The following is a 21,985-nucleotide window of genomic DNA, read 5'->3' on the forward strand; positions in this document are numbered from 1 at the left end:
CATTTAGTGTTTGTGTTAAGAGGAACTATTGTTTGGTTTTGCACCTTACTAATCTAAATAAATGGGATGTGAATAGAAATTTTATGAAAAAAGTCTTTGTTAATGGATATGGTTCCATTGGAAGTAGAATCACTGCTTTTCTCAAAGATGATAATGAAATTTCAGTTGTTGGAGTAGGAAAATATTCTCCCGATGATGATGTCAATGTTGCAATTTCTAGAGGATTGAATGTTTATGTTCCTGAAAAGAAACTAGATGATTTTAAAGATTTCAAAATTTCTGGTTCCATAGAATCTGCATTAGATCAATCTGATCTTGTAATTGATGCAGCCCCTGGAGGACATGGATACAAAAATAAAAAAAATTTGTACGAGCCACGTAATCTTCCTGCTATTTACCAAGGCGGTGAATCAACAATAGGTGATGATGCAGTTTCTGATTTACTGTTTAACTCTAGAGCAAATTATGATCTTGCAATAGGCAAACACCATGTCATGCAAGGGAGTTGTAATGTTACTGGAATGGGCAGAATCCTTGAACCATTAAGAGACAGGTTTGGAGATAATTTAGTTAGGTTTGATGTTACCCTTGTTCGAAGATGGGCAGATATTGAACAAACTGAGAAAAAACTTTCAGACACAATTGAAATGACTGAAAAACCTCATCATGGTGATGATGTAAAACTATACTTTGGAAAAGATGCACCACTTTACGTTAGAGCAATCAAAGTTCCAACAAGACAAATGCATTTGCATATTATGGATATTAGATTCAAAGATACTGCACCAAAACCTTCAGAAATTCATGAGATATTTACAAATGAATTTGGTGTTGCAATACTTTGGAGTGCAAATGGAACAAAAGATGTTCGAGATTATGCTCAAAATATGGGCTTTAACTTTACAGATACCAACATGATCCATATTCATGCAAACATGACTACGTCTATTGGAGATACTGTACAAATGATGTATTCAGATGATCAAACAGGAATAGTAATTCCGGAAAACCATATGTTGATGCAAGCAATGTTGTTTGAAAAGTCATATGCTGACGCATTTGCTCATACAGAATCTATATTCCACATGGTTGAAAAGAAACAAAAACTGCAAGAACACTTTGCAAAATCTGATTAGGTTCTAATTCTCTCAATTCTAATTTTTTTAGGAATGTTTTTTGATACTTTTTCTACTACTATTCTGAGATCCTCTATCTCTATTTTGTCACCTTCTTGTGGAATGTCTTGTAGTCTTTCGTGTAACAAACCGCTCAATGATGCATAATCATCACCTTCAGGCACTCTGGTTTTGAAAATTTCATTAACAATATCAATTTCAATATCTCCATTTGTGACAATCGTATCTTGATCAATTCTTTCATAGCCTGTACTTCTACTAAGATCCGTTTCATCTTCTATCTCTCCAACAATTTCTTCTAACAAGTCTTCTAGGGTAACTAATCCTTCAACTCCTCCGTGTTCATCAACAACTATTGCCATGTGTGTTTTTCTTCCTTTCATCTCTTTTAGTAATGAACTAACCATCTTTTCTTGAGATGCAAATACTGGTTTTCTTGCAATTTGTTCTAAACTAACAACTTTGTTGTCTTTTTCTAATTCTTTTAAGACGTCTCTAGCATGAATGAAACCTACGATATCATCACTTGTATCTCCGTAAATTGGAATCCTAGAGTGACCGCTTTGATTGATTTGTGGTAATGCTTCAAAAAGTAGCATTTTTGAATTTAGTGTAAACATCTTTGTTCTGGGAGTCATTACTGAACGAATTACTGTGTCATCAAATTTCAAAGCCCCGTGAACTAATTCCATTTCGTCTTTTTCAAGGGCTTTTTCTTCCAAACCTTGATCAATAACTCCTTTGATTTCTTCTTCAGTAATCGGTGGAGGAGCATAACTACTTCCAGTCATCTTGACAACTCCTTTTGTAATGATTTCAAAGAATTTTACAACCGGATAGAACGCATAACTAAATCCCAATAATACTGGTGCATATCTTAGTGCAATCTTGGTTGAATTTGCATTACAGTACGTTTTTGGGGTAATCTCTCCAAAGATTAGAATCAAAAATGTCATTATTCCTACTGCAATTCCCAACCCTTCATCTCCAAACATTCTGATTGCAATGCTAGTAGCTAATGCAGAAGCTCCAACATTTACCAAGTTGTTGCCTAGATTAACACTGGACATCATCCAACTAGGATTTGTTTTTAATTTGTGAAGAGCCTTAGAACCTTTCTTTCCTTCATTAAATAATTGAACGACCTTAGATTTTCTTACTCCAACAAGTGCTACTTCTAATCCACTGAAGAATCCGGATAATCCAATAAGTACAGCTAACGCTGTAATTTCAACCCATAAATCTACCATGATATCCTCCCGAAAATTTTCTTAGAACAACTACGTTGTTTTTTCATTTAGTTTTTTTGCACCATCTCTTGGTTATGGATAATTCAAAAAAGCTCAGATTTAACCTTTAAGATGTCAAACATATTCTAAATACTTCGAGCCTGAAAACTGAGGCTAATTTTTTGGAGGTTTTGCAAATTTGTTTTGAGGATTATTGTGATAATCTACAGGAAGCATTGCATCTTTTTGTCTACCTGTAAGAATTCCAACTACTGTGTCATCTTTCTTTATTACTCCTTCATTCATTAATTTCTTAACTCCTACCACTGATGCACCGGATGCCATCTCACAGTCAAAACCATTAAGACCAACTACTGACATTCCATCAAGCATATCTGAATCAGATACTGTTGTTGCAACACCGTTTGTAAATTCGAGTGCACGTAAACCTTTCAAAATATTTGCAGGTCGTCCTATTTGTATTGCAGTAGCTTTAGTTTTTGGTCTGATTCCTTCTTTGTCCAAATGATCATAATATCTTGTGATTAATTCTGTATTTGGTTTTCCTTTATTCCATCTTAATTCCTCTCCTTCAAATTTACCATTATACAAATCAGATAGTGTACTTGCACCTTCAGAATTGATTACTGCAATTCTTGGAATTTTTTTAATCCAACCCCATTCATAAAGCTCCATCAATGCTTTTCCACAACTAGATGTATTGCCCAAAGCTCCTCCAGGATACACAATCCAATCAGGAACTTCCCAATTCAAATATTCTAACGCTCTAAATGGAATTGTTTTTTGTCCTTCTATTCTAAATGGATTAACAGAGTTTACAGTGTATCCATCATGATTTTGTGCATCATCTAATGATTGTTTTAATGCATCATCAAAATTTCCATCAATCTCCAAAATTTGAGCTCCAAATTGATATGCTTGACTTAGTTTTCCTGGTGCAATCTGTCCTGCTGGGATGTATACATCGCAGTTTATTCCTTCATTTGCTGCAAACATACCTGCAGATGCAGAAGTGTTTCCAGTAGATGCACATACAATCTTTTTTGCATCTACCATTTTTGCATGAGTTACGGCAGTTGCCATGCCATTATCTTTGAAAGAACCACTTGGGTTGTACCCCTCAGGTTGTAACCATAAATTATCATTTGAGATTCCTACGAGTTCTGAGGCTTTTGCCATATGGTAAGGTTTTGAGAGTCTTCCTTCCGCACCATCAAGTGAGACCAAATATTTTGAGCATTCTTCAATATCTTCAGTATCAATTTGACAAAAGTTTAGTAATTCTCTAAATCTCCAAACCCCACTTTCATTGAAGATATTTCCTTGAGAATTTCTTCTATTGTAAAAGACTTCTTTTAGATTTTCTGAGGGAGCATGTTTGTATTTTACATCAAGGAGATGTCCTTTTTCACATTGAACATTTGTACTCTCAATTGGATATTCTAATCCACAATGTGGATCAACACATTTGAGATATGCGTCTCCCTGCATAGTCATTACAAAAAATTATGATAATTTAAAGCAAATGTGTAATTTTTAGACAGCTCAAGCTATTTTTCCTAAACTTTAGATTGGATGTGTTTGGAAATTAGTTGTGGTTACCTACAGCGAATATTTGAAAAGTATTTTATCACAAATTCTTGAATCCCATGAACATCTTAAAGAAATTCAAGATAAACCGGGGGATCTAGAACTTATCAGAAAAGAATTACTCAAAATAAATGGATTTTTGAAAGTGATCTCAAATAAAATTGAAGATAAAAAAATCCCTCACTCTGATTTCAAACCTTTAAAATCAAAATTCAAAAATTATTTAGAAAATTATTATTTTGAACAAGAAATTGAGACAATGGCCCCTCTTTATCAAGATGATGTTCACAGAGTAAAAAATATGCGACTAAAAATTTTAGAATCTCTTGAAGATAACAAGATGATGGAAGATGTTAAGGAGTTGATAGATAAGATTTGAGTGAGAAAAAATGTGTGTTATGTGGCTGTAAAGATCATAAATTATTTGGTTGCAACAGACACATGTCTAAGAAATGTAGTTGTTTTAAAGAAGAAATTTAATTAAATTATTTTCGTTTAGGTCCAGATCTTTCATGAAAATTTAAGCAACATTTGCATTCTTTTTCGAGACATTCTGATTCCGAATGATGACCACAAATCCCACATTCACAACTTCCAGACATGTAAGTTGTTGTCTTATTTAGAATATAATTTATCCCCCAAATTTTTATGAGTTTAAGGTCAAATGAGATTATTTTTTAGATTTTGATTTTTTCTTAGGGGTTTCTTTTCCTTCTAATTCCTTCTCAATTTCTTCTGCTTTGGTATCGACTGCTTTGATAACTTCTTGAATTAATCCATCAAGATCACTGTCTTCAACTTCAGGCTCTACTGTAGCAGCAATTTCATTTATAGTGTTTGAAATTTCTGCACTAACATCTTCAAAACTCTCAGGATCTTCATATGTTGAATTGTATAGATTTTTGAGGTTGTTTACATGTCCTACTACTTGATCTGTTATTACAATTCTGTAATCAGTACCATTTACGTCGAATTCTTTTGAACTCATATCATTTTTCGAATTCTTATGTTTATAATGTTTTTCAAGTAAAAATGATGAACAATTAGAACACTATGTAATCTAATGCTGCAGCATCACTGATCAATCTGGTGTGTTTTGAACCTACAACATAGCCATTTTTGATATCTTCTGCAGGAATCCATCTGTTGGTGGATGTATAGTGCCTCTTTTCTTGCAATTCTCTCTCTATTGCCTCTACATCAAATTCTCCTTCTTCTACTTCTTGTGTTGTAAGATGTTTTATGGTGATGAGAATTTTAGTTACTTTTACTCTATCTCCAAATTTCCATTTCATGGGAGGATTTTCATCTGATACTTCTAACACTTTGATTTTCATTTGTTTATTTCCAAGTGCGTCATGGCTAATCAGAGTCTTTTCGTCTGTAAATTCCTCAAAACTTATTCTGGAGTTCACTTCTGCATCAGAAGCAGTTTCTAAAAGTGCTGCAGAGTTAAGCTCTACAGAGGGTCTTTCTTCATAACTTGTATTGATACTAATTTCTGGCAATTCCGGTTCTGGAGTAGACTCTACAACTGGTTCAGGAACTTCTACATTAGATTCTGTAGGATTTTTAATTTCTTGAATTCGTTTAGATTCTAATTCCCATTGCGATTGGGCTTCTTCATCTTTGTTTAATTCAGACAATATCTTTGATTCTTGTTTATTCTTTAAAAACGATTTGTAAATTCTACAAAATTAGGCACTATTTGCGCTGTTTTGTTTTAAAGGGCATGTCGCATTCTTTGAGATTGATCTCTTTACGCGAACCGTCTATCTTTGCATAGATTTTCCCTTCATATGTACACACGCAATCAGTAATCTCCAATTTTTCATCCCATATCTTGTAAAACTCCCTTAGTTCTCGGCTTTCATACTTGCCTAGCCCTATTCTTTTCTTTGATAGGAATTTGAATGCCAGCAATACCTGCCTTTTTTTGTAAATATCAAACGTCTTTACCCACTCCAAACATCTTTCAATCTGATCAAATGGTACTGGAAGTGAAGTGCTTGTTCCAGATTTTGCCTCGATGGTAAAAATCGTACTATTCTTAGTGTTTACTGCCAAAACATCGGGTAATGCAATACTGGGGGAACCTAATCGAAATGCTTTCCAGTCTGAAGATGTATTGAATCGTTTTACCAATGTGTCTTCCCATTGGTATCCTCTCTGTCTTCGTGTTTTTGCAGCTTTTTGGTTATTTGTTTTAGTTTTTTTTGATATTTTTGATACCGTTAATGTCCTTGAACGCATACTCTGATTCCTCTTTTTAGATATAGTAAGGTGGGTAATTACATAATACCCGTTAAAATTCATTGAGTTTTTCGTTTCATATTTGTGATAGAATATGAAACTGTGAAAGAATACCGGTAAAATAATAATAGTCTTCAGAAAAAATATGAATTATGACACGAAAGAAAAAGGATTTGAAAGAACGCCAAAATCTTCAATGTCATTGGCATTGTCCTTGCGAGGATTGTCAAAATGATGATGTATCTTATTGAAATTTGATTTCCATTAGATTTTCTAACACTTTGTCTAAATACAACAAGATTTCAAATAATTTGTGTCTGAAATTATAATTGAAAAATTGTTAGAACAACGCGATTTTTATCTTAATACTCTAAAACAGTTAGAATTTCAATCCATCATGGATCCTTCAGAAAATGAACTCAAAGAAATTGAAAAATTACAAACAACTACTGTTGATCAATTAAAAAAAGTAGAACAAGAAATTGCATATCTTACATCCAAAAAATCATCTTAATTTACAATGAGTTTATCAAACCCTTATTTTTACAAATTTTATGTTTGATGAGATTATCCAGAATCTTATTTTAATAAAACAAGATTTTGCTAAAAATTATTCAGGAAATGCCCATATTCAAGAAGTAGTGCCTGCTTCAAGATCTGACAAGTTCCCATTGGCAGAAAATCATTTACAATCTATTCATAAATTTGCAGAAAAAAATCCAATCTATTCTAATTCTTTTGAAGAAAAAATTTTGGGAACTGACTGTGTAATCTATGAAGGAGACATTAACGATTATTGGTTAAACAGTATCAAACACGGTACAAGTTGTCAGCCATTTTATCCTACTTGGATGATTTCCGCATACTTGATGACAATGATTGCAAAAGAATTAGGGTATGAAGAATTGGTAGATATTGGTTCAGGAGATGGACGAATTGCATTTTGTGGAAAAATTTTAGGATTTACTCCACACAGTATTGAAATTGATGATGGTCTTGTGGAATTACAGAAATTAATTTGTAATGAGACACAACAAAATTTTGATCCTCATTGTGATGATGCATTAGAGTATGATTATTCAAAATTTCAATTAAAACACCCAGTGTTTTTCATTGGAGGTCTACCTCAAATGGGTGGTGATATGTTGGCAACAAATATCATTGATAAAATAAATTCTCTTGATCAACTCAAAAATTCTACAGGTATAGTATTTGCTGGAACTCATTCAAAACGTCATTTGTCTGGAAACTTGACTGATGGAGGATGGAGTTCATTAATTCAAAATCATGATTTGCAAGTAATGGAAACAGTTTCACTTCCTACTGTCTGGACATTTGATCAAACAACTGAAACTCCATACATTTACACAAAATTCAACTAACTTCAAAATAGTAATTGTTTTCATTAATTCCACATTTTGAGATTTTTACTATTTGATCAATATGTGGCTCAGTAGACATTTTTGCCATGATTTTAAACGAATTTTCAATCTCTACAATACAAAAATAATCTTCATTCTGCCGGGAAAATTCAACAATTTTACCTTTGAAATCCCCTTCTCTTAGGGATGTTTTACCCATACAATGACTACAAAATTCTGTAGGTGGCCATACAATTTTCTTACAAGCAGTACACTCAGGAATCAAAAAATTTCCTTTAGAAATTTCTGATTCAAAACTCATTTTTCTAACACCAAAATTGTTGAAGATGTTGCTGCTGCAGACATGTTATGTATTAGACCCACCTGTGCACTTTCTACTTGTCTATTTTTTGCATTAGAATGTAATTGTTGTGTAATTTCTATGGTTTGTGCTATACCTGTTGCTCCAAGTGGATGTCCGCAACCTATCAAACCCCCTCTAGGATTAATCTTGGGATTTTTTGTCTCATAAAGATCTTTGACAAGCATCAAACCTTCTCCAGGATTAGATAAACCAAGTGCTTCTAATGCCATAGGTTCACACACAGAAAATGCATCATGTATTTCTGCCACATCTACATCTTGAATTTTTTTATTGGCCATTTGTAATGCTGTTTGAGCTGCTGCTTTGGTAGATTCCATGGAATAAAATGATTCATTTTTTGTAAATCCTGCAGAAATTGTTTTTTGACCTATTCCGGAAATCCATGTTGGTTGATCAGTAATTCTTTTCATAATGTTTTCCGATGCCAAAACTATTGATGCACTTCCTGTACAAGATCTTGAACAATCAAGCAGTCTAAGATCATCCGTAATTTTTTTAGAATCAATTACATCTTGTATTGAGTAGGTCTTTTTTGAAAATGCATTTGGGTTGTTTTGAGCTTGATTGTGATTTTTTACTGGGACTATTGCTAACTGTTCATCAGTTACATTGAATTTTCGTTTGTAAGAACTTGTAAAGATTGATGCCCAAAATATCGGATGTTTGAATTCTCCTCGGGAATTATCCCATTCTAATATCTGACCAGGACTGTCATATCTTTCAGCCCCACTTACTAACACCATGTCTGCTAGGCCTGACGCAATGTAAGAATACGCAGAAACTATGGAATTTGTGCCTGAATTGCACAGATTTTCTATAGAGTGGGCTGTTTTTGGCTGGATTCCCAGGGTTTCTGACAAAACAGGTGCCAGATATTTTGAATTGTTATTGGTAGATACCAGTACTGCATCGATTTCATTTTTTTGTATATTTTGATTTGTCTCAAAAAGATTTTTGGCAGACTCTAAAAGTATAGATTCTATTTTTTTATCATCTTTGGTAAATGGTGTAATTCCGTATGCCGCAATTCCTACTTTCTTCATTTTTATCTAATCCAAAAATGTTTTTTGTAATAGCTCAAATGAATTCATCGTGTCTCCAACTGGATTGAATTGTATTATTGGCAAATCAATTCCTGTTTGTTTAAAATTATCAAGTTGTTTCTTGCAATCATCAGGGGTTCCACATATGGTTAATTCTTTTAATATTGAATCAGTAACTAATTCATGATTTGATTTGAATCCTGATTTTTTAAATTCTTCAAATATATTTGATGTTTCATTTTCAAATCCATTTTTTGCTAAAAATTCTCTGTAAATTTTTCCAACAGAAATGTAAAATGCCAATGTCTTTTTTACACGTTCAATGGCTTCATCAGAATTTTCTGAAACACAGGTAATAATTTGACAAGTTACATCAATTTTTCTTTTTGATTGCATTTTTTGGATTGTTTCTTTCATTTCATTTTTAGGTCTAAGATAAAAGATAACTCCATCTCCAATTTCCCATGTCAAATTAACCATCTTTTGATTAACTGCTGCAATGTATATTGGAATTAATTTTCTTTGAGGCTTGATCAATAATGTAAAATTTTTCAAATTAAAAATATCTCCTGAATAATTAATTGATTTTCCAGAAGTTATCAGTTTAATTATTTCTATATACTCTTTCATTCTTTGTAATGGTTTTTCAAATTTGTATCCATGAAAAGTCTCTACAATAGGTAAACTACTAGTTCCAAGACCTAGAATCATCCTTCCCTTAGATATGGTGTCCACAGTTGCTGCACCCATCGCAATTGTTGCAGGACTACGAGAATAGATGTTAATTATTGATGAGCCTATTTTCTGACTGGATGTTCTGTTTGAAACAGCACTTAGCATAGAGAAATTCTCCATTCCCCATGTTTCAGGTACCCAAATTGTGTCTGTTTGGGTTTTTGCTATCTTTTCAGCACAATTTAGAACATCATTTACTGAAAGCATTGAGCCTAAACTGCATGCAATACGCATGAATTTTCTATACAGATTGGATATTCTAGTGTATCTGTTTTAGTATTGGGTTAATTTTCCTTGAGGCGGCGTATTATCAGAAAATCTGTAAACTATCAGATGTTGAGCGAACAAATATTTGCACATGAACCATCCCAAGAATCTACTTTTTGGAATGATGCTACAAAATATGCTTCTGCTAGCAAAGACGAGTCTTTTGTTGAAGAAGTAGCATATATGATGGTGACCCTTCATAGAACTGGCGCATAAATCAAAAATCTATTTTATTATTTTCTCTATTTCTAAAGCACATTCTTCCATATCTTTGAATGAATCTACAGAATACCATTTTGCATTTTTGAATTTTATTGTATTTAGAATACCTTTTTTTGCATATTTTGGAAAAACTGTTTTTTCAATATCTCCTTTGTCAGGAAGCTCTTTTAGAATTGTTTTTTCTAGATGATAAATCCCGGCATTCATCCATGTATCTGAAATTTCTTTTTTTTCTCGAAAATTCAAAATTTTATCATCTTCTGTTTCTAAGATTCCATACTTTGTTCTCAATTCAATAGCCGCAACTGTGTTTTTCTTTTTCTCTAGTTTTTTCAAATCAATATTTGTAATTGTATCTCCGTTTAATACAAAGAAAGATTTTTCTTTGATCATTTTTCCTGCTTTCTTAATAGCTCCTCCAGTACCCAATGGTGATTTTTCAATTGAAAATTTTATTTTAATTCCAATATCTTTCATATTCAAATGATTTTCAATCATTTCTGTTTTGTAGCCTGTACAAATAATGACTTCTTTAATTCCAAATTTTTTCAAATATCTAATTTGCCATTCTATTATTGGTATATTCTTTATCGGAACAAGAGGTTTTGGAACATAATCTGTAACAGGTTTTAGTCTTTTTCCACGTCCTCCAGCTAAAATTATTGCTTTCAATGAATTCATCTATTTTCTAGAGTATATCAAAATTTTCTATTTTGTTTTTTGAGTTTTTTCACCTATACTATCTTTGTTTTTTGATTCTGATTCTGATTCATCTACTACTTGCTCCATCTTTTGAGCAAATTCCTTGTAAATTTTTTCCAGTTCTTTTAAAGATAGTTCAATTCCCAGTAATTTCATAGTTTTATTCCAAGATTCAATGTATTTTTCATCATCAAGGCCTTTTCCCAGGGTTTCAGCTATTGAATGAACTCCTTCAGTTTTCCCTAGAGCATAGATAGCTATCTCGCGTTCAGTTAGCATTGTTCTCACTTTCTGTCATATAGTAGTGTAATTCCGTGTAACATTCTACACAATAATCTTCATAATCAGTATGATCGCAATCATACACTTTTTTTACATCATTACTACATTTTACACAAATTGGCATGATAATCGAGGTTATGATTTTGCTATCTTGATTCCACCTAAAGCTAATTGTATGATAGCTGGAACCAACATCATAGCCATTGAAGCCATAGGATCTCTATCTGAAGTTTCTGCTGAAGGTGCAGGGTTAACCATCACTACAATTCCTCCAAGGATGATCAAAATACCTGTGATGATAATCATAACTCCCAATCCTTTGGATGGTTCTTTTAGAGAGATGAAAAATGCGATAATTGGTAAAATTAATGCAGGTGCTCCCAATCCCATACCTCTTTGCATATGATCAAGGGGCAAAAATCCATAGTCGCTATCCGAAGACATTGCAACTGCAACATCTGCAGCATAAATCAATAGCAATCCTATTGCAATTCCTGTAATGACTAGTGCTGCAGTTAGTGCCATGATAATTTTTTTTCCTCACAACTAATATACTTATCAGATAGATTGAACTGCTGCCCTAGGTTTTATGGATTCTAATTTATTCAATAGATCTTCAATTGATTCATTGTTTGTAGATATTAGATTAAAATGACCTAGTTTTCTCATGGGTTTAGAAATTTTCTTTCCATACATTTTGAGAAATAGATTTTCTTCAGGGATTTCTAATGGCTTGTATTCTCCCTCAAATGTTTTTGTTCCAAGTATGTTGTACATTATGGTAGGACGTAAAAGTTTGGTACTTCCAAGTTCTAACCCTAAAATTGCGCGCAAATGTTGTTCAAACTGTGATGTTTCACTGGATTCCAAAGTATGGTGTCCTGAATTGTGAACTCTAGGGGCAATTTCGTTAATTACAATCTGATCATCTTGAGTTACAAACATTTCAATTCCAAATACTCCTGCCCCTTTTAGTACAGCCATAGTTTGACTGGCAATTTTTTCAGCATTCTTTGTTATTTCTTCAGAAACTCTTGCAGGAGCAATTGTTTCACGCAAGATATTTTCTTCATGAATATTTTCTACAAGAGGAAATGTTTTGATTTCACCTTTAGTGTTTCTAGCTGCAATTACAGATACTTCCATTTTGAATGGAACAAATTTTTCTAACATTAATTTTTGACCTTTGAAATAATCATGTGCTGTTTGGACCATATCTTCCGAGTCTACCTTAAAGTTTCCTCGTCCATCATATGCATCACGTCTTGCTTTCAGTAATGCAGGATATCCAAATTTTTTCAAACCTTCTTTAACATCATCAATGTTTGAAATCTCTATGAATTCTGGAACAGGAATGTTGTGTTCTTTAAGAAATGTTTTTTGTAAAAATTTGTCTTGAATTGTATGTAATGTTTCAGGAGAAGGGTTAATCTCTGCATTCTTTTCAACAGATTTTAACACATCACTGTCTCCTGATTCAATTTCATATGTAATAATGTCTGATTTTTCTGAGAGTTCAATTATGGCATCTTTGTCTTTGAAATCTGCAACAATTTGTTCTGCACCTACTTGTGCCGCAGGACAATTTTCAGTAGGATCCAATACTATAATTTTTGAAACATTTTCAGGCATCTTTTTGGCAGCTTCTGTTATCATCATACCAAGCTGTCCTCCGCCTATGATCCCTAAAATTTTGGTCATATTACACCCAATATCTATGGAATAAAAATAGCTAATGCTACAGATTCATCAAAAATCTAAATCGTTATCATTAATTACTAACTAGTTATTTCTAATATCGTGACATATTCAAAAAACCCTCTTGTTGGAATCATAATGGGTTCTAGTTCAGACTCTAGAATAATGAAAGGAGCAGCTGAAATTCTTGATGAGTTTAAAGTAAAACATGAAGATCAAATCATTTCAGCACACAGAACTCCAGCTAGATTGGCAGAATATGCCCAACATGCAGAAAAGATGGGTTTTGATATAATTATTGCAGGTGCTGGAGGTGCAGCACATCTTCCAGGTATGATTGCATCACACACAGTTATTCCAGTAATTGGTGTGCCAATACTAGTTTACAATGACAAACACCACAAAAAAACAGATACTGAAAAATTTTCAGCATTTGGAGGATTGGATTCATTGTTGTCTATTACTGAAATGCCATCAGGTTCTCCTGTAGTTGCAGTAGGAGTAAACAAAGCAGGTAATGCAGGAATTTATGCAATGAAAATTTTAGCAAATAAATTCCCAGAACTCAAAAAGAAACTAAAACAACACAAATCTAATCAACATGAATCAGTTGTTAAAGAATCAGAAATGATGAAGAAGCAAGGATTATCTTCTTTTGCTAAAAAGAAATTCAAATAATCATGTCAATAATGTGAATTGAACATTTTTCTTTCGCAATGTTTCAATTAATGTATCTGCTTGTTCTTTTCCCTGAGTTTCTAAATTCATAGTAACTGCAGCAGAACCTGCATTGACATTTGAGCTCAATCTATCATGAACAACTTCAACAATGTTGGCATTGGCAAGGGTAATTTCATCTACAATTTCTTTGAAAGCACCAGGTCTATCAGGCAGCAATATTGATAGTTTTAGTAATCTACCCATAGCAGCTAACCCTTTGTCTACTATTTGACCCAATAGATACATGTCTACATTTCCACCTGCCAATATTGCAACAATCTTTTTTCCTGGAGCAGGTTTTTTTGAAATCAAATATGCTAAACTTGCAGCACCAGCTGGTTCTACTACAAATTTCATTCTTTCCATTAACAAAAACATAGCTTTTGTAATTTCAGTATCGTCTACTAGAACAACTTCATCTATGAGTTCATTAATTACACTGAATGTTAACTGTCCTGGAACTTTTACGGAAATACCATCTGCAATTGTTCTTGCACCACCACTTGCAGTAATTGCACCCTGTTTCACAGACTCATACATAGATGGAAAAGATCTTGATTGTACACCAATAACCTTGACATTTGGATTTTTTTCTTTTATTGCAATTAACGTACCTGCTGCCAATCCCCCTCCACCTATTGGAAGATAAACTTCTTCAACATCTGGCAAATCCTCTAGGATCTCTAAACCAATAACTCCTTGAGCAGCTATAATTTGAGGATCATCAAAAGCATGTATCATAGTTGCCCCTGTTTCTTTTGCTATTTCTTTTGCTTTGGCAGATGATTCATCATAATTTATGCCCTCTAAGATAACATTTGCACCATATCCTCTTGTTGCAGCAACTTTTGCAGGAGATGCATTTTTTGGCATAACAATTGTACATGGAATTTCTTCAAGAGCCGAAGCTAATGCAACACCTTGTGCATGATTTCCTGCAGATGCAGCAACTACGCCATGTTTCTTTTCATCTTCAGATAGTGATTTGATTTTATAGTAAGCCCCACGAATTTTAAACGAACCAGTTTTTTGTCGAAATTCTGCTTTAAGATAAACTTCAGATTTTGTAAGCTCACTAAAAGTAGGTGAATGAATTAACGGTGTCCTCTTTATTTCATTTCCTCGCATTGAGTTTGCTTTTTGTATCTCATCAAATGTTGGATTCATTGGAAATGTTGCTAAGAAAACGATGTATTTGACTTCTTCTATACAAAAATTATTTTTTTAGTCAAATTTTATGCGTAAAATTCTAGGAACCCCTAAATAGTTAGCAAATCCCGTTTATATCATATCGAGGAATCAGAACTCCCCTTTGAGAAATTTTCTCATATCTGGTTCCTTGATCTTAATTTATGAGTTAATGATATTTGTAAAATCATCTAATCGTTTTACAATATTTTCTTTTGTGGTATCAGACATCTTTCTAGGATCAAATAACCCTTCTCGAGTGTTATTTTTTATAAATTCCAAATCAAATGTACACAAACAACCTTCTTCGCCAGTAACAAGTTTTGAATCATCAATTAATGTTGGAGAGGTTTGATAAGTTTCAACTAAAAGCGAATCTAATTCGTTAAACAACTGTGTTTTTTTTTCAGATAGTTTTTGAAAATCAACTCCAGACTGTTTTTCGATTTCTGAAAATACTTTTTCTCTAAACTCATCATTTTCATAAAATACCTCGAAGAGTTTCTGATGATCAAAGTCTTTGTATCCCATTTCTTTTAGTTTGTCTAAAACATATTGATCACTATTGTTAGAAAGTTCATCTTCTTTGTTTTTTGTCACATCAATAATTTCAGCCAGTTCTTTCTGACAATCAATTACTCGTTGAACAGGCTTGTAGTATAACAACACATGGAACTGTATTGAGACATGTCCTGAAATCAAGTAATTGCCTTCCCTGATTTCAAACTTCATGAAGATTCTTCTAATATCCTCATTGTTTGTTATTGTCACATCTTGAATGGACCAATCATTAAGATTTTTGCCAATATTTTGAAAATAATCCATTATCAATTTTGGGTCAAATGTTTTTTGTTCTGATACTGTTGCATCCCCCAACATAACTTTGGCATCGATCATTTTTGTCATGTCAGTAATTTTTGAGAGAAATGATTGTTGAATGAGATCATTTTTTTTGTTCAAAAGTTGAATGAATTCATTGGGAGATCTTGTACCTAAACGCACAAGAATTACCAAATTATTGCTCGCCTTAAACCTTCATCAATATCTAAATATGTAATCAAGGAATTCTAGGCATGGAAGATTCTAGTTTTACCTGCAATGATTGTGAAGGTGAGATTTTAGAGTATTATCATGAGGGATACAAGGGGAAAAGAGGAAAATGTGTCCAATGTGGGCATGAATTCCCTTTAGAATAGGAGAAAAATATGGCAGAAAATAATGTAGAAAAAGAATCAGATTCTAGTCAAGACAAAGTTGTAGATATGCTGCTTAGCTCAGCATCTGAGAAGACCTTAGATTCTGAATCAATGATTTTAGAAACTCAAAAACGAGTATGGGGCGCATTAAAGAAAGGGTATCAGTATTCAGGAGTAGCTGATGAGTCAGATATATTTTTGAGAAAAAATGTATTTTCGAAATTAGATTTAGTTGTACTTTATGTTGATTTGGTCGGTTCAACCACCATGACATTAGAAATGCCTGAAGAAAAGATTGCAATCATTATCAGCTCGTTTGCACAAGAAATGGCAGCAGTTATCAGACAATATGAAGGATATGTACTCAAATTTGTAGGAGATGCAGTAATTGGATATTTTGATGCACAAAATAATGGCTTACTTGCATCAGACAATGCAGTAAATTGTGCAAAATCAATGATTACTGTTATCCAAAAAGGAATTAATCCAATTTTAAATCAATATGACTATCCAGACTTGATGGTAAAGATTGGAGTGGATTTTGGAAAAAACATCGTAGTTAGATATGGGGCAGATGAACAACAATCTCATGTAGATGTAATGGGACCTGCAATGAACATTGCAGCAAAAATCCAAAACATGGCAAAACCCAATCAAATTTTGATTGGGCAAGACGTCTACCAAAGACTTCATCCTAATTTTCAAAGAGACTTTGTTGAAGTTGTGTGGAAAAAAGATGAATGGAAATATCGTTCCAGAGTTACTGGTGAAATTTACAAAGTTTACGAGTTTAAAGGATAAATCAAAAGTTTTGATTACACGGTAAATTTGTCAGGACATTCTACATGTTCATAATGATGTTCTGTGAATTTTTCCTGAACAACATAGATTACAATTTTATGTAGATCTTGTTCTGCAATGTCTTTTTTACATCTAAGACATGTCTTTTTTGTTTCTGCCATGCGTACCAGCGATCTAAACTGGGAATCTATAAGGATCTGCGATCAACTCAAATTGAGCAAAAATGACTCAGATTTTACTAAACAGTATATCAAATGCGTAAAGCAAGGCAGAAATATAGCAAAATTAGACTAAATTCGTGGAAAACCATGTACATAAACACCTACAAGACATCTATGGATTGAATCCAAACATTCCTCATATGGCACTACAATTTCCTAGATTGCCACCCGGATTGACACATCCAATGTTCGGGATTCATCAAAATCCCGTAAAAGAACAATTCTCACGAGACGTTGAAACAGTTAGTCAAAAACTTCAAGGATTTCAACACATGTATCAGCAATATGCAGCAGGATTGCTCACAGGAAATCAAGTAGTTCCTCCAGGTCATCCATTATACACTAGACAGAATTCTGTTCAAACACTTCAAGCAGAAAACGACAAATTGTTAAAAGAAAATACAGAGTTGAAGAAAAAATTAGAAAAAGAATCTAAAAAACAAAATTGAAAATCTGTAGATGATTTTTCAGACAAGTATCTTTATTAATTCCAAATCCAATTTTTAGTATGGTTAAAACCCCTGCAGACAAATGGAAAGATACCATAGTCAAATATCGAAAACAATGTCAAAAAATTCTAGGAGTTTCAAAGAGTGTAAGATATGCTGGTGTGATCAATGTTTATGGTAGAACATTGGCAGGGATTGTTCAACCAAATCTAAAACCATTATTAAAATCTGAACAAGTAAAAAACGAATTTTTCATAATTTCAACATTAATGTCTTTGAGAAAAAATACTGCTAGTACTGTTGGAAAACTAGAACATGTAGTACTGCAACATCAAAAAGTAACAATTGTTATTTTACAAAAAAATGACATCACATACTATGTTTCAATCAATAGAAAAGAAAAAGGCTTGGAGAAAATTATTTCTTCAATAAAGAAGATAGTCTAAGCAGGTGTAAATCCGTGGTATCCGCCAGTTTGCTCAGCTTTGTCTGAGAAACTTGGTTCAAACAAGGAAATCAAATAATCATCAGGGTCAGAAATTACAGCATTTTTTCCTGCGTCTTTTTCGACAATTTCACGATGAATTTTAACTCCTTTTTCTCGTAGTTCTTCAACTGCAGATTTTACATCTCCAACTAGAAAACCGATTGTGATTCCACTCTCAAGAGCATTTCCATGCTGTTCAGTTAATGAAGCAGGATGAAGACTCAATAAAGCTCCAGAAGTGCCCAAATCTACCCATGTTCTTCTTTGATTCTTTATTGGAAGGCCAATAATTTCATTATAGAACTGGATTGATTTGTCTAGGTCTTTTACGGCCAAAATCACATTTCCGACTTTTTTGATATTCACAAGAGATCTACCTCGAAGTTGTTTAAATTAATTGTTATTGAACTTCAACCATGGTTTCAGTTCGTTCAACACCATTGATTTTTTGAATCTGATTGGCAACTTCTTTGATTTCAGATAGTTGTTCAACATCAATTATTGCCACTGCATCAAATTGACCACTAGTAGGAAATGAATCTGCCACTGAAGAAACCTTCCGTAATCTTGCAGCGATTAATTTTTTTGGAGATTTTACCAAGATAATGGCCCTTACCATCCTAGATTAACCTCCACTTCAATGAGAGTTTCAGTAGTTACAATATCTTTGATTTTTTTAAAATCAATTACCATGTTGTTGATATCATCAAATCCGCCTTGCAAAAGAACACTGATGTCTGCTCTGCCAGTAACCACCATGACCTGTTTTACTACCTTGCGTTTCTTTTTTAGAATTTGAACAACAGTATCAACCTTGCCAGGTTTGACAGTAATTAGACATAACGCACGCATACTAGTACTATGTTATCGGATCGGATAAAGATTCCTAGTCAAATGCTTCCTGAGATCTTGCTTCTTCTAAGTAAGCACGTCTTTCTTCGTTGACTTTTTCTTGGTCAATTTCTATATCATCATCTACTATGACTATTCCCATATCTCCTACAGGTTCATCTTTTTTGTTCTTTGATTTTGCAGTTTTAGCCTTAGATTTAGTGGTTTTTGCCTTGGTTGTCTTTGCTTTAGATTTAGTGGTTTTTGCCTTGGTTGTCTTTGCTTTAGTTGTCTTTGATTTTGCAGTTTTAGCCTTAGTATCTTTTGATTTTGTGGTTTTCTTTGCAGATTTTTTTTCAGCCATGAATCGAAAAACTAGAGGTCGCCTTATTTTTAAAGATTTTGTAGAATTGGTTTTTTAGAAAATTTACTTAAAGATCATCCGATCAACTCATTTTTTCTAAAAATAATAGATCAAAGTAGCCATCTGAGTCAATAATTTACTCTGAGTTCAACTTATCAAAAAAATAGTTTTTTGATTAATTGTTGGGAGGTGAAACAAGATAGCAACATTAGCAGATTATGCAACAGTAGGCGATTCAGTCAGCTTGGCAAAAATTGGCGATAAGGCATTTACAATTACATACATTGAAGATTCAGATTACACTCAAGGGGAATTGACCACAAAAGGAGTAAAGATCACAACCAAAGAAACTTTTGAAATCGAAGGGAATTTTGTAAATAAATTTCATACAACTAGAGTGGCAATTGTAAAAAAATTCAGTAATGAAAAATTACGTTCTGATGTCAAAAATGGAAATTCATTAGGTCCAGTAAAATGTGTCTCTGAGAAATCAGCCTCTGGAAAAAGCTTCTATAATTTAGTAGATGCGTAAGGAATTTTTTTTGAGTATGATTCTCAAAAACATCCAATATTTTTTAAAATTATTAAAAGTGCCGCGGGCGGGATTTGAACGCGCGACAGCCCGGTCTTCAGCCGAGTGCTCTCCCAGGCTGAGCTACCACGGCACTTGAAAAAAATTATTTTATTGAGGAATTAAAGTGTGTCTTTTTAGATTTTCCAGATAATGTCTTCTTTACCATTTCTTTTGTTGATTAAACGACCCATAACAAAAAATAGATCAGATAATCGATTAAGGTAAATTATACAATTTGAATTAATTTCGTCTTTTTCAGCAAGTTGTACAGTCAATGTTTCGGCTCTACGTATTATAGTACGAGTAAAATGCAATTGTGATGCGGAAATTGAGCCTCCAGGCAGAATAAAATTTGTTAATGGTGGCAATTCTGATTCAAATTTATCAATATATTGTTCTAATTCTTGAATCATCTCTAATGTAACCCTATTTTTTACATCGTTTAGATTGGGATTAGATAAATCAGAACCTACAACAAACAAATTGTTTTGAATTTTTCTGAGTATTTCAAAAATATCTTCATCTAATTGATTTGTCAAAACAATTCCTAATGCCGCATTTGCTTCATCTACTGCACCATATGCAAATATTCGTGGATGGGATTTTGAGATACGTAAATTTCCTTGGAGACCTGTATTTCCATCATCCCCTGTTTTGGTATATATTTTCATGAAATTATAGAGTCTGTTTCAACTATTATGTTGTTCGAAAATCTCAAAACTCTTTAGGAGAATGTGTTAATTGTTGTATGATGACAGAAGATTTTTTTAAAATCGCTGCAAATCTAAAAAATATTTCACGTCAAGGTTGGATTGATAAACTAGCTATTGAGAATCCGGAATCAGTTGCAGATCATACATTTTCAATGGCAGTGATTGGAATGATAATCTCAGATTTAGAAAATCTGAATTCAGAAAAAATCCTAAAAATGATTTTGTTGCACGACTTGGCAGAGTCTAAGATTGGAGACATTGTTCCAGACAAAATGACTGTTAAAGAAAAACAAAGATTGGAAAATTCTGCATTTGAAAAAATTATTGGGATATTACCAGAATCATTAATGAAAAAATATGCTGAAATTTGGAACGAATACCAAGAAAACAATTCCCTTGAAAGCCAAATAGTACACCAAATTGACAAATTAGAGATGACACTTCAAGCAAAGATTTACCAATCTCAAGGATACCCTAAAGAAAAATTAGAAACATTCTTGGAATCTGCAAAACAAACCATAACCCATCCAAAATTAAAAGAATTATTTACAAAGATAACTGATGAAAATTAATGTCTGAAGCAGAAAAAGATGAGTTAATTGATGCACAAAAACAAGTAATAGGAATTTTATTTGAAGTCATTAAAAGATTACAAGCTAATAGTGATTTAGATGAGGAATATTTTGAAATAATTACAAAAGAAGAAAAAAATGAAGAAAGATTAGATGAAATTTTAACTGAAAGAAAAGAAAATGCTAAGATTGTAGGTAGATTATTAGAGCAATTAGAGACCTAGTGTCCACAACTACAATCATCATCAGAAATTATTTTAAGATGAGCTGTTTGCTGATGCTTGTCTTGAATGTAGTTTGAAAGATTTGCAATTCTTATTCGAGATTCTCTAGTTTTCCAACTACCTTCATTTTCAAACCAAAACTCTATCTCATCAACATCATATCTTTCTCCATTTTCCACCAATTCTTTGAATATTGATTTTATTTCATTAACTTCGGATTCAGATAATTTTGATTTATCTTCAACCATTGTAGTAATTTCGTTTAGTTTGATTATCACATTATTTGTAAGAGGCATGAAATTTTTAGAACAATATTGTATAACTATCTTTTGAGGCAATATTGTTTTTATAACAATCAGATAATTTGTCATACATGCAATATTTTCAAGCATTAAAACTTGGTCAAAAAAGAGTAGCAGATGCCCGAGAATATCTCAATAAATTAACAGATGGTAAAGCAATGCCTGCATTGGCCTTAACTGATACAAAATCAAACGTTTGGAAACCTGTGGGGGAAGAAAACCTATATGCATTTGTTGACGAATCGGCAGGATTTGTTTTGACAGACAATAGCGGATACATCCTTGCTTTAGTAGACAATAGTGGTGCATCCAAAACAATTGTTCAAGGTGTGACAAAAGAGCAAAAAGAAAAATTAGAAAAAGCATTTGAAACAGACAACATTCCAAAATTCGAAGGAAAGGTAATTCTTCCAGTATAG

The 21,985-nt window shown here is 33.0% G+C and carries 34 protein-coding genes and 1 tRNA gene; 13 read left to right on the forward strand and 22 right to left on the reverse strand.

Translation table 11 applies throughout. The features are described from left to right. Positions 1–83: 83 nt before the first annotated feature. Positions 84–1,136: a type II glyceraldehyde-3-phosphate dehydrogenase gene (locus tag ACQY2P_RS02915; protein ID WP_428326913.1), complete on the forward strand. Its 1,053-nt coding sequence runs from the start codon at positions 84–86 to the stop codon at positions 1,134–1,136. On the opposite strand, the gene ACQY2P_RS02920 is transcribed toward ACQY2P_RS02915, so the two are convergent. Both ACQY2P_RS02920 and ACQY2P_RS02925 read right to left on the reverse strand, forming a co-directional pair. Continuing rightward, positions 1,133–2,386: a hemolysin family protein gene (locus tag ACQY2P_RS02920; protein ID WP_428326914.1), complete on the reverse strand. Its 1,254-nt coding sequence runs from the start codon at positions 2,384–2,386 to the stop codon at positions 1,133–1,135. The genes ACQY2P_RS02915 and ACQY2P_RS02920 overlap by 4 nt on opposite strands. Before the next feature lie 153 nt (positions 2,387–2,539). Beyond that, positions 2,540–3,877: a threonine synthase gene (locus ACQY2P_RS02925; protein WP_428326915.1), complete on the reverse strand. Its 1,338-nt coding sequence runs from the start codon at positions 3,875–3,877 to the stop codon at positions 2,540–2,542. Between the two features lie 103 nt (positions 3,878–3,980). Here ACQY2P_RS02925 and ACQY2P_RS02930 point away from each other — a divergent pair, with 103 nt between their 5' ends. Next, positions 3,981–4,355 (forward strand): hypothetical protein, encoded by a 375-nt coding sequence (locus tag ACQY2P_RS02930; RefSeq protein ID WP_428326916.1) that lies wholly within the window; start codon positions 3,981–3,983, stop codon positions 4,353–4,355. A gap of 291 nt (positions 4,356–4,646) precedes the next feature. Here ACQY2P_RS02930 and ACQY2P_RS02935 read toward each other — a convergent pair whose 3' ends face one another. The 3 genes from ACQY2P_RS02935 to ACQY2P_RS02945 are packed head-to-tail and all read right to left on the reverse strand — an operon-like array spanning position 4,647 to position 6,229. Continuing rightward, positions 4,647–4,964, reverse strand: a complete 318-nt coding sequence (locus tag ACQY2P_RS02935) for a hypothetical protein (protein ID WP_428326917.1) — start codon at positions 4,962–4,964, stop codon at positions 4,647–4,649. Positions 4,965–5,019: 55 nt separating this feature from the next. Continuing rightward, positions 5,020–5,622: a hypothetical protein gene (locus ACQY2P_RS02940; RefSeq protein WP_428326918.1), complete on the reverse strand. Its 603-nt coding sequence runs from the start codon at positions 5,620–5,622 to the stop codon at positions 5,020–5,022. Positions 5,623–5,680: 58 nt separating this feature from the next. Continuing rightward, entirely contained in the window at positions 5,681–6,229 is a 549-nt protein-coding gene (locus tag ACQY2P_RS02945) for a resolvase (RefSeq protein ID WP_428326919.1), read from the reverse strand. A gap of 313 nt (positions 6,230–6,542) precedes the next feature. Here ACQY2P_RS02945 and ACQY2P_RS02950 point away from each other — a divergent pair, with 313 nt between their 5' ends. Then, positions 6,543–6,743 (forward strand): hypothetical protein, encoded by a 201-nt coding sequence (locus tag ACQY2P_RS02950; RefSeq protein ID WP_428326920.1) that lies wholly within the window; start codon positions 6,543–6,545, stop codon positions 6,741–6,743. A 40-nt stretch (positions 6,744–6,783) separates the two neighbouring features. Beyond that, the gene (locus ACQY2P_RS02955; RefSeq protein WP_428326921.1) at positions 6,784–7,611 is read left to right on the forward strand and encodes a hypothetical protein; all 828 of its coding nucleotides are present in this window, start codon (positions 6,784–6,786) and stop codon (positions 7,609–7,611) included. On the opposite strand, the gene ACQY2P_RS02960 is transcribed toward ACQY2P_RS02955, so the two are convergent. Genes ACQY2P_RS02960 through ACQY2P_RS02970 form a run of 3 tightly spaced genes read right to left on the reverse strand, consistent with a single transcriptional unit; the run spans position 7,604 to position 9,987 of the window. Beyond that, complete coding sequence (locus ACQY2P_RS02960) at positions 7,604–7,912, reverse strand: zinc ribbon domain-containing protein (protein WP_428326922.1); 309 nt, start codon at positions 7,910–7,912, stop codon at positions 7,604–7,606. The genes ACQY2P_RS02955 and ACQY2P_RS02960 overlap by 8 nt on opposite strands. After that, positions 7,909–9,018 carry a thiolase family protein gene (locus ACQY2P_RS02965; RefSeq protein WP_428326923.1) on the reverse strand — a complete coding sequence of 370 codons (1,110 nt, stop codon included), beginning with the start codon at positions 9,016–9,018 and terminating at the stop codon, positions 7,909–7,911. Before ACQY2P_RS02965 ends, ACQY2P_RS02960 begins: the two co-directional genes overlap by 4 nt. A 6-nt stretch (positions 9,019–9,024) precedes the next feature. Next, a complete protein-coding gene (locus tag ACQY2P_RS02970; RefSeq protein WP_428326924.1) occupies positions 9,025–9,987 on the reverse strand; it encodes an LLM class flavin-dependent oxidoreductase in 963 nt (320 codons plus the stop codon). A 99-nt stretch (positions 9,988–10,086) separates the two neighbouring features. On the opposite strand from ACQY2P_RS02970, the gene ACQY2P_RS02975 reads away from it, so the two are divergent. After that, complete coding sequence (locus ACQY2P_RS02975; RefSeq protein WP_428326925.1) at positions 10,087–10,236, forward strand: hypothetical protein; 150 nt, start codon at positions 10,087–10,089, stop codon at positions 10,234–10,236. A 9-nt stretch (positions 10,237–10,245) separates the two neighbouring features. Here ACQY2P_RS02975 and ACQY2P_RS02980 read toward each other — a convergent pair whose 3' ends face one another. From ACQY2P_RS02980 to ACQY2P_RS02995, 4 genes are all read right to left on the reverse strand, one after another. After that, positions 10,246–10,914 (reverse strand): nucleotidyltransferase family protein, encoded by a 669-nt coding sequence (locus tag ACQY2P_RS02980; RefSeq protein ID WP_428327263.1) that lies wholly within the window; start codon positions 10,912–10,914, stop codon positions 10,246–10,248. A gap of 36 nt (positions 10,915–10,950) precedes the next feature. Then, entirely contained in the window at positions 10,951–11,223 is a 273-nt protein-coding gene (locus ACQY2P_RS02985; RefSeq protein ID WP_428326926.1) for a hypothetical protein, read from the reverse strand. Between the two features lie 138 nt (positions 11,224–11,361). Then, the gene (locus tag ACQY2P_RS02990) at positions 11,362–11,751 is read right to left on the reverse strand and encodes a hypothetical protein (RefSeq protein ID WP_428326927.1); all 390 of its coding nucleotides are present in this window, start codon (positions 11,749–11,751) and stop codon (positions 11,362–11,364) included. A gap of 33 nt (positions 11,752–11,784) precedes the next feature. Beyond that, positions 11,785–12,927, reverse strand: coding sequence for a 5-(carboxyamino)imidazole ribonucleotide synthase (locus ACQY2P_RS02995; RefSeq protein WP_428326928.1), 1,143 nt, complete (start codon positions 12,925–12,927; stop codon positions 11,785–11,787). A gap of 99 nt (positions 12,928–13,026) precedes the next feature. Between ACQY2P_RS02995 and purE the strand changes: the two genes are divergently transcribed. Then, a complete protein-coding gene (gene purE, locus ACQY2P_RS03000; protein WP_428326929.1) occupies positions 13,027–13,602 on the forward strand; it encodes a 5-(carboxyamino)imidazole ribonucleotide mutase in 576 nt (191 codons plus the stop codon). Here purE and ilvA read toward each other — a convergent pair whose 3' ends face one another. Together ilvA and ACQY2P_RS03010 are read right to left on the reverse strand one after the other, a co-directional pair. Beyond that, entirely contained in the window at positions 13,603–14,811 is a 1,209-nt protein-coding gene (ilvA, locus tag ACQY2P_RS03005) for a threonine ammonia-lyase (RefSeq protein ID WP_428326930.1), read from the reverse strand. Between the two features lie 183 nt (positions 14,812–14,994). Continuing rightward, the gene (locus tag ACQY2P_RS03010; protein WP_428327264.1) at positions 14,995–15,834 is read right to left on the reverse strand and encodes a hypothetical protein; all 840 of its coding nucleotides are present in this window, start codon (positions 15,832–15,834) and stop codon (positions 14,995–14,997) included. A gap of 203 nt (positions 15,835–16,037) precedes the next feature. Between ACQY2P_RS03010 and ACQY2P_RS03015 the strand changes: the two genes are divergently transcribed. Next, positions 16,038–16,829 carry an adenylate/guanylate cyclase domain-containing protein gene (locus ACQY2P_RS03015; protein ID WP_428326931.1) on the forward strand — a complete coding sequence of 264 codons (792 nt, stop codon included), beginning with the start codon at positions 16,038–16,040 and terminating at the stop codon, positions 16,827–16,829. 14 nt (positions 16,830–16,843) lie between these two features. Here the strand turns inward: ACQY2P_RS03015 and ACQY2P_RS03020 are convergent, their stop codons facing one another. Beyond that, positions 16,844–16,990, reverse strand: a complete 147-nt coding sequence (locus ACQY2P_RS03020; RefSeq protein WP_428324194.1) for a hypothetical protein — start codon at positions 16,988–16,990, stop codon at positions 16,844–16,846. 137 nt (positions 16,991–17,127) lie between these two features. On the opposite strand from ACQY2P_RS03020, the gene ACQY2P_RS03025 reads away from it, so the two are divergent. Both ACQY2P_RS03025 and ACQY2P_RS03030 read left to right on the forward strand, forming a co-directional pair. Continuing rightward, positions 17,128–17,499 (forward strand): hypothetical protein, encoded by a 372-nt coding sequence (locus ACQY2P_RS03025; RefSeq protein ID WP_428326932.1) that lies wholly within the window; start codon positions 17,128–17,130, stop codon positions 17,497–17,499. Between the two features lie 59 nt (positions 17,500–17,558). Continuing rightward, the gene (locus ACQY2P_RS03030) at positions 17,559–17,945 is read left to right on the forward strand and encodes a hypothetical protein (RefSeq protein ID WP_428326933.1); all 387 of its coding nucleotides are present in this window, start codon (positions 17,559–17,561) and stop codon (positions 17,943–17,945) included. On the opposite strand, the gene ACQY2P_RS03035 is transcribed toward ACQY2P_RS03030, so the two are convergent. From ACQY2P_RS03035 to ACQY2P_RS03050, 4 genes are read right to left on the reverse strand one after another with little or no spacing between them, the layout of a single operon-like run. Then, positions 17,942–18,352 (reverse strand): VOC family protein, encoded by a 411-nt coding sequence (locus ACQY2P_RS03035; RefSeq protein ID WP_428326934.1) that lies wholly within the window; start codon positions 18,350–18,352, stop codon positions 17,942–17,944. The genes ACQY2P_RS03030 and ACQY2P_RS03035 overlap by 4 nt on opposite strands. A 34-nt stretch (positions 18,353–18,386) precedes the next feature. Then, a complete protein-coding gene (locus ACQY2P_RS03040) occupies positions 18,387–18,605 on the reverse strand; it encodes an Lrp/AsnC ligand binding domain-containing protein (protein WP_428326935.1) in 219 nt (72 codons plus the stop codon). Next, positions 18,599–18,838, reverse strand: coding sequence for a hypothetical protein (locus tag ACQY2P_RS03045; protein WP_428326936.1), 240 nt, complete (start codon positions 18,836–18,838; stop codon positions 18,599–18,601). The genes ACQY2P_RS03040 and ACQY2P_RS03045 overlap by 7 nt, the downstream gene beginning before the upstream one ends. Positions 18,839–18,872: 34 nt before the next feature. After that, complete coding sequence (locus ACQY2P_RS03050) at positions 18,873–19,181, reverse strand: hypothetical protein (protein WP_428326937.1); 309 nt, start codon at positions 19,179–19,181, stop codon at positions 18,873–18,875. 244 nt (positions 19,182–19,425) lie between these two features. On the opposite strand from ACQY2P_RS03050, the gene ACQY2P_RS03055 reads away from it, so the two are divergent. Next, complete coding sequence (locus tag ACQY2P_RS03055) at positions 19,426–19,713, forward strand: hypothetical protein (RefSeq protein WP_428326938.1); 288 nt, start codon at positions 19,426–19,428, stop codon at positions 19,711–19,713. A gap of 59 nt (positions 19,714–19,772) precedes the next feature. Here ACQY2P_RS03055 and ACQY2P_RS03060 read toward each other — a convergent pair. Then, positions 19,773–19,846: transfer RNA gene (locus tag ACQY2P_RS03060), tRNA-Phe, on the reverse strand. A 43-nt stretch (positions 19,847–19,889) separates the two neighbouring features. After that, on the reverse strand, positions 19,890–20,426 hold the full coding sequence (locus ACQY2P_RS03065; RefSeq protein WP_428326939.1) for a cob(I)yrinic acid a,c-diamide adenosyltransferase: 537 nt from the start codon (positions 20,424–20,426) through the stop codon (positions 19,890–19,892). Positions 20,427–20,503: 77 nt separating this feature from the next. Here ACQY2P_RS03065 and ACQY2P_RS03070 point away from each other — a divergent pair, with 77 nt between their 5' ends. Both ACQY2P_RS03070 and ACQY2P_RS03075 read left to right on the forward strand, forming a co-directional pair. Then, positions 20,504–21,040 carry an HD domain-containing protein gene (locus ACQY2P_RS03070; protein WP_428326940.1) on the forward strand — a complete coding sequence of 179 codons (537 nt, stop codon included), beginning with the start codon at positions 20,504–20,506 and terminating at the stop codon, positions 21,038–21,040. Beyond that, the gene (locus ACQY2P_RS03075) at positions 21,040–21,264 is read left to right on the forward strand and encodes a hydrolase (RefSeq protein ID WP_428326941.1); all 225 of its coding nucleotides are present in this window, start codon (positions 21,040–21,042) and stop codon (positions 21,262–21,264) included. Before ACQY2P_RS03070 ends, ACQY2P_RS03075 begins: the two co-directional genes overlap by 1 nt. On the opposite strand, the gene ACQY2P_RS03080 is transcribed toward ACQY2P_RS03075, so the two are convergent. Continuing rightward, positions 21,261–21,560 carry a hypothetical protein gene (locus ACQY2P_RS03080; RefSeq protein WP_428326942.1) on the reverse strand — a complete coding sequence of 100 codons (300 nt, stop codon included), beginning with the start codon at positions 21,558–21,560 and terminating at the stop codon, positions 21,261–21,263. The two genes, ACQY2P_RS03075 and ACQY2P_RS03080, sit on opposite strands and share 4 nt — an antisense overlap. A gap of 77 nt (positions 21,561–21,637) precedes the next feature. Here ACQY2P_RS03080 and ACQY2P_RS03085 point away from each other — a divergent pair, with 77 nt between their 5' ends. After that, positions 21,638–21,985 carry a hypothetical protein gene (locus tag ACQY2P_RS03085; RefSeq protein WP_428326943.1) on the forward strand — a complete coding sequence of 116 codons (348 nt, stop codon included), beginning with the start codon at positions 21,638–21,640 and terminating at the stop codon, positions 21,983–21,985.

The organism is Candidatus Nitrosopumilus sp. (assembly GCF_965262695.1).
GTDB lineage: Archaea > Thermoproteota > Nitrososphaeria > Nitrososphaerales > Nitrosopumilaceae > Nitrosopumilus.

Excerpts from the sequence above, each read along its gene's own strand:
- ACQY2P_RS02915 (WP_428326913.1), top strand. The coding sequence starts at position 84 with ATGAAAAAAGTCTTTGTTAATGGATATGGTTCCATTGGAAGTAGAATC.
- ACQY2P_RS02920 (WP_428326914.1), bottom strand. The coding sequence starts at position 2,386 with ATGGTAGATTTATGGGTTGAAATTACAGCGTTAGCTGTACTTATTGGA.
- ACQY2P_RS02925 (WP_428326915.1), bottom strand. The coding sequence starts at position 3,877 with ATGCAGGGAGACGCATATCTCAAATGTGTTGATCCACATTGTGGATTA.
- ACQY2P_RS02935 (WP_428326917.1), bottom strand. The coding sequence starts at position 4,964 with ATGAGTTCAAAAGAATTCGACGTAAATGGTACTGATTACAGAATTGTA.
- ACQY2P_RS02945 (WP_428326919.1), bottom strand. The coding sequence starts at position 6,229 with ATGCGTTCAAGGACATTAACGGTATCAAAAATATCAAAAAAAACTAAA.
- ACQY2P_RS02955 (WP_428326921.1), top strand. The coding sequence starts at position 6,784 with ATGTTTGATGAGATTATCCAGAATCTTATTTTAATAAAACAAGATTTT.
- ACQY2P_RS02960 (WP_428326922.1), bottom strand. The coding sequence starts at position 7,912 with ATGAGTTTTGAATCAGAAATTTCTAAAGGAAATTTTTTGATTCCTGAG.
- ACQY2P_RS02965 (WP_428326923.1), bottom strand. The coding sequence starts at position 9,018 with ATGAAGAAAGTAGGAATTGCGGCATACGGAATTACACCATTTACCAAA.
- ACQY2P_RS02970 (WP_428326924.1), bottom strand. The coding sequence starts at position 9,987 with ATGCGTATTGCATGCAGTTTAGGCTCAATGCTTTCAGTAAATGATGTT.
- ACQY2P_RS02975 (WP_428326925.1), top strand. The coding sequence starts at position 10,087 with ATGTTGAGCGAACAAATATTTGCACATGAACCATCCCAAGAATCTACT.
- ACQY2P_RS02985 (WP_428326926.1), bottom strand. The coding sequence starts at position 11,223 with ATGCTAACTGAACGCGAGATAGCTATCTATGCTCTAGGGAAAACTGAA.
- ACQY2P_RS02990 (WP_428326927.1), bottom strand. The coding sequence starts at position 11,751 with ATGGCACTAACTGCAGCACTAGTCATTACAGGAATTGCAATAGGATTG.
- ACQY2P_RS02995 (WP_428326928.1), bottom strand. The coding sequence starts at position 12,927 with ATGACCAAAATTTTAGGGATCATAGGCGGAGGACAGCTTGGTATGATG.
- ilvA (WP_428326930.1), bottom strand. The coding sequence starts at position 14,811 with ATGAATCCAACATTTGATGAGATACAAAAAGCAAACTCAATGCGAGGA.
- ACQY2P_RS03015 (WP_428326931.1), top strand. The coding sequence starts at position 16,038 with ATGGCAGAAAATAATGTAGAAAAAGAATCAGATTCTAGTCAAGACAAA.
- ACQY2P_RS03020 (WP_428324194.1), bottom strand. The coding sequence starts at position 16,990 with ATGGCAGAAACAAAAAAGACATGTCTTAGATGTAAAAAAGACATTGCA.
- ACQY2P_RS03030 (WP_428326933.1), top strand. The coding sequence starts at position 17,559 with ATGGTTAAAACCCCTGCAGACAAATGGAAAGATACCATAGTCAAATAT.
- ACQY2P_RS03040 (WP_428326935.1), bottom strand. The coding sequence starts at position 18,605 with ATGGTAAGGGCCATTATCTTGGTAAAATCTCCAAAAAAATTAATCGCT.
- ACQY2P_RS03045 (WP_428326936.1), bottom strand. The coding sequence starts at position 18,838 with ATGCGTGCGTTATGTCTAATTACTGTCAAACCTGGCAAGGTTGATACT.
- ACQY2P_RS03050 (WP_428326937.1), bottom strand. The coding sequence starts at position 19,181 with ATGGCTGAAAAAAAATCTGCAAAGAAAACCACAAAATCAAAAGATACT.
- ACQY2P_RS03065 (WP_428326939.1), bottom strand. The coding sequence starts at position 20,426 with ATGAAAATATATACCAAAACAGGGGATGATGGAAATACAGGTCTCCAA.
- ACQY2P_RS03070 (WP_428326940.1), top strand. The coding sequence starts at position 20,504 with ATGATGACAGAAGATTTTTTTAAAATCGCTGCAAATCTAAAAAATATT.
- ACQY2P_RS03075 (WP_428326941.1), top strand. The coding sequence starts at position 21,040 with ATGTCTGAAGCAGAAAAAGATGAGTTAATTGATGCACAAAAACAAGTA.
- ACQY2P_RS03080 (WP_428326942.1), bottom strand. The coding sequence starts at position 21,560 with ATGCCTCTTACAAATAATGTGATAATCAAACTAAACGAAATTACTACA.
- ACQY2P_RS03085 (WP_428326943.1), top strand. The coding sequence starts at position 21,638 with ATGCAATATTTTCAAGCATTAAAACTTGGTCAAAAAAGAGTAGCAGAT.